Origin of the sequence: Streptomyces sp. NPDC059443 (assembly GCF_042750105.1) — a bacterium.
Classification (GTDB): Bacteria; Actinomycetota; Actinomycetes; order Streptomycetales; family Streptomycetaceae; genus Streptomyces.
On the sequence record NZ_JBHYVM010000061.1, the window covers coordinates 1 to 3,514 of the forward strand.

General features: G+C 72.0%; 3 protein-coding genes. 1 reads left to right on the forward strand and 2 read right to left on the reverse strand.

Annotated elements, in window-relative coordinates:
- Window positions 1–46 precede the first annotated feature (46 nt).
- A complete protein-coding gene (locus tag ACFXDJ_RS35250; protein ID WP_384851254.1) occupies window positions 47–1,006 on the reverse strand; it encodes a DeoR/GlpR family DNA-binding transcription regulator in 960 nt (319 codons plus the stop codon).
- A 175-nt stretch (window positions 1,007–1,181) separates the two neighbouring features.
- Window positions 1,182–2,621 carry an NAD(P)H-quinone dehydrogenase gene (locus ACFXDJ_RS35255; protein ID WP_384663260.1) on the reverse strand — a complete coding sequence of 480 codons (1,440 nt, stop codon included), beginning with the start codon at window positions 2,619–2,621 and terminating at the stop codon, window positions 1,182–1,184.
- 263 nt (window positions 2,622–2,884) lie between these two features.
- On the opposite strand from ACFXDJ_RS35255, the gene ACFXDJ_RS35260 reads away from it, so the two are divergent.
- A complete protein-coding gene (locus tag ACFXDJ_RS35260) occupies window positions 2,885–3,322 on the forward strand; it encodes a gamma-glutamylcyclotransferase (protein ID WP_215148387.1) in 438 nt (145 codons plus the stop codon).
- Window positions 3,323–3,514: the final 192 nt, after the last annotated feature.

Genomic DNA, 3,514 nt, shown 5'->3' on the forward strand with positions numbered 1-3,514 from the left:
CCCCCAGGAGCCATTCGGGTCCTGGGGGCCTGCGGCGGTTATGTGCCTAACCCCCCCGCAAGTCCGCCACCCGGGCGCGCTCCCGCTCCCCCGGCTGGGGGTCCGGCATCATGCCCGCGCTGCGGAGCTGGGCCGTCGGGCCGCCCCGGCGCTGGACCGGGAGGGGCGATTCGCGGCGGGGGCGGCGGCCCGCCATGCCCTCGCCGGTCGCGCCGGAGCCCGCCGTCCCGCCGGCCACCGTGATCTGGACGCCCTGGTCCGCCAGCGCCTGGAGTTCCGTGCCCGCGCGGTCGTCGTGCGGCGGGGGCTCGTCCGTGACCAGGCGGGTCATCACATCGGTCGGCACCGTCTGGAACATGGTGTCCGTGCCGAGCTTCGTGTGGTCCGCCAGGACCACGACCTCCGCCGCCGCCTGGACGAGCGCGCGGTCCACGCTCGCCGAGAGCATGTTGGACGTGGACAGGCCGCGCTCCGCCGTCAGGCCGCTCCCGGAGAGGAAGGCGCGGGAGACCCGCAGGCCCTGGAGGGACTGTTCGGCGCCGCTGCCGACGAGGGCGTAGTTGGACCCGCGCAGGGTGCCGCCGGTCATCACCACCTCCACCCGGTTCGCATGGGCCAGCGCCTGCGCGACCAGGAGGGAGTTGGTCACGACGGTCAGGCCGGGCACCCGGGCGAGCCGGCGGGCCAGCTCCTGGGTCGTGGTTCCCGCGCCGACGACGATGGCCTCGCCCTCTTCCACGAGGGAGGCCGCGACATCGGCAATGGCGGTCTTCTCCGCCGTCGCGAGATGGGACTTTTGCGGAAAGCCGGACTCCCGCGTGAAACCGCCCGGCAGTACCGCACCGCCGTGCCGGCGGTCGAGGAGTCCTTCTGCCTCCAGCGCCCGCACGTCCCGCCGTACGGTCACTTCGGAGGTCTGGACGACGCGGGCGAGCTCCCGGAGCGATACCGCTCCGTTGGCCCGCACCATTTCGAGAATCAATTGGCGACGTTCTGCAGCGAACACGAAACTGACAGTAACCCCAACGACCGTCTGCTTTCAGCTCTTTGCGCCGGAATTCCGAAGTTGTCCATACGGTGGGGCAACTAGTGGTATACGCGCTCGGCCCGCCGCACACCTGCTCCGCGACGGGCCGTCAGTGGACTCCAAGCCCCTTGCACACAAGGGGCGTTACCGGGACCTATGCCTCCCCGGCGGCCTTCCGCGTGTGCAGCTGGCGCGCCACCTCGGCGATCGACCCGGACAGCGAGGGGTACACGGTGAACGCGTTTGCGATCTGCTCGACCGTCAGATTGTTGTCGACGGCGATCGAAATCGGGTGGATCAGCTCGCTCGCGCGCGGCGAGACGACCACGCCGCCGACGACGATGCCGGTGCCCGGGCGGCAGAACATCTTCACGAAGCCGTCCCGGATGCCCTGCATCTTCGCGCGCGGGTTGCGCAGCAGCGGGAGCTTCACGACCCGGGCGTCGATCTTGCCGGAGTCCACGTCGGCCTGCGTGTAGCCGACGGTGGCGATCTCGGGGTCGGTGAAGACGTTCGAGGAGACCGTCTTGAGGTTCAGCGGGGCCACCGCGTCGCCGAGGAAGTGGTACATCGCGATGCGGCCCTGCATGGCGGCCACGGAGGCCAGGGCGAAGATGCCGGTCACGTCGCCGGCCGCGTACACGCCGGGCGAGGAGGTGCGCGAGACCTTGTCGGTCCAGATGTGCCCGGACTCCTTGAGCTTGACCCCGGACTCCTCCAGGTTCATGTCCTTGGTGTTCGGGATCGCGCCGACCGCCATCAGGCAGTGCGTGCCGGTGATGACCCGGCCGTCGGAGAGGGTGACCTCCACGCGGTCGCCGACCCGCTTGGCGGACTCGGCGCGGGAGCGGCCGATGACGTTCATGCCGCGGCGGCGGAAGACGTCCTCCAGAACGGCGGCGGCGTCCGGGTCCTCGCCGGGCAGCACGCGGTCGCGGGAGGACACCAGGGTCACCCGGGAGCCGAGGGCCTGGTACGCGCCGGCGAACTCCGCGCCGGTGACGCCCGACCCGACCACGATGAGCTCCTCGGGGAGCTCGTCGAGGTCGTAGACCTGGGTCCAGTTCAGGATCCGCTCGCCGTCGGGCATCGCGTCCGGGATCTCGCGGGGGTGCCCGCCGGTCGCGATGAGCACGGCGTCGGCGGTGAGGATCGTCTCGGTGCCGTCCGCCGCGGTGACGATGACGTCGCGCGTGCCGTCGATGCCCTGCGGGCCGCCGAGCTTGCCGCGGCCCCGTACGACGCGGGCGCCGGCCCGGGTCACGGAGGCGGTGATGTCGTGCGACTGGGCGAGCGCCAGGCGCTTGACGCGCCGGTTCACCTTGCCGAGGTCCACGCCGACGACGCGCGCGGCCTGTTCCAGCGGCGGGGTGTCGTCGGCGACGACGATGCCGAGCTCCTCGTACGACGAGTCGAAGGTCGTCATGACCTCGGCGGTCGCGATGAGGGTCTTGGACGGCACGCAGTCGGTGAGCACCGACGCCCCGCCCAGACCGTCGCAGTCCACGACGGTCACCTCCGCGCCGAGCTGGGCCCCCACGAGGGCCGCCTCATACCCGCCTGGTCCGCCGCCGATGATCACGATCCGGGTCACGAAAACTCCGCCTCACGTCTACCCGGCCGGCTGCCGCCCCGGCCGGGGCTTCCGGGGGGTCTCCCCGGGGGATGCATTCCGTGCCCCATTGTCCCGCACGCATCAAGGTGCTTCACGCCCGGTCCGCCATCCGGGCAGGGCCGGGGCGCCCCCAGGTCAGGGCCCTGCCGGGCTCCGGGCGGGGTCCCGGCCGGGTCCCGGCGGGGTCCGGTGCATCCGGGCGGGCACGCGTGGGAGGTCGCCCCTCCCGTACTCTCGACCTCATGTCGCTCTACGCCGCGTACGCCGGCAACCTCGACCCGCGGCTGATGACGCGCCGCGCTCCGCATTCGCCGCTGCGCGGCACGGGCTGGATCAACGACTGGCGCCTCACGTTCGGCGGCGAGCAGATGGGCTGGGAGGGCGCGCTGGCGACGATCGTCGAAGCGCCGCGCCACCAGGTCTTCGTGGCGCTGTACGACATCGCGCCGCTGGACGAGGACTCGATGGACCGGTGGGAGGGCGTCGGGCTCGACATCTACCGCCGCATGCGGGTGCGCGTGCACACCCTGGACGGCGAGGAAGCGGCCTGGGTGTACGTCCTGAACGGCTACGAGGGTGGCCTCCCCTCGGCCCGCTACCTGGGCGAACTCGCCGACGCCGCCGAATCCGCGGGCGCCCCCCACGACTACGTCATGGAACTCCGCAAGCGGCCGTGCTGAGTAATTTCAGCCCTCGCCGGCCAAATCCGGCCCCGCCGGCAAAATCCAGCCCCGCCGGCGTTTGAGGCGCGGGGGTCCGGGGGCAGAGCCCCCGGCAACGGCGCCGCACCCGGCCCCTGAAAGCGCCGTCAGGACCCTCAGGTTTGCTTCAGCGCCGCTACCCCAGCATCGGGATTGAGGAGGGCCCAGCGC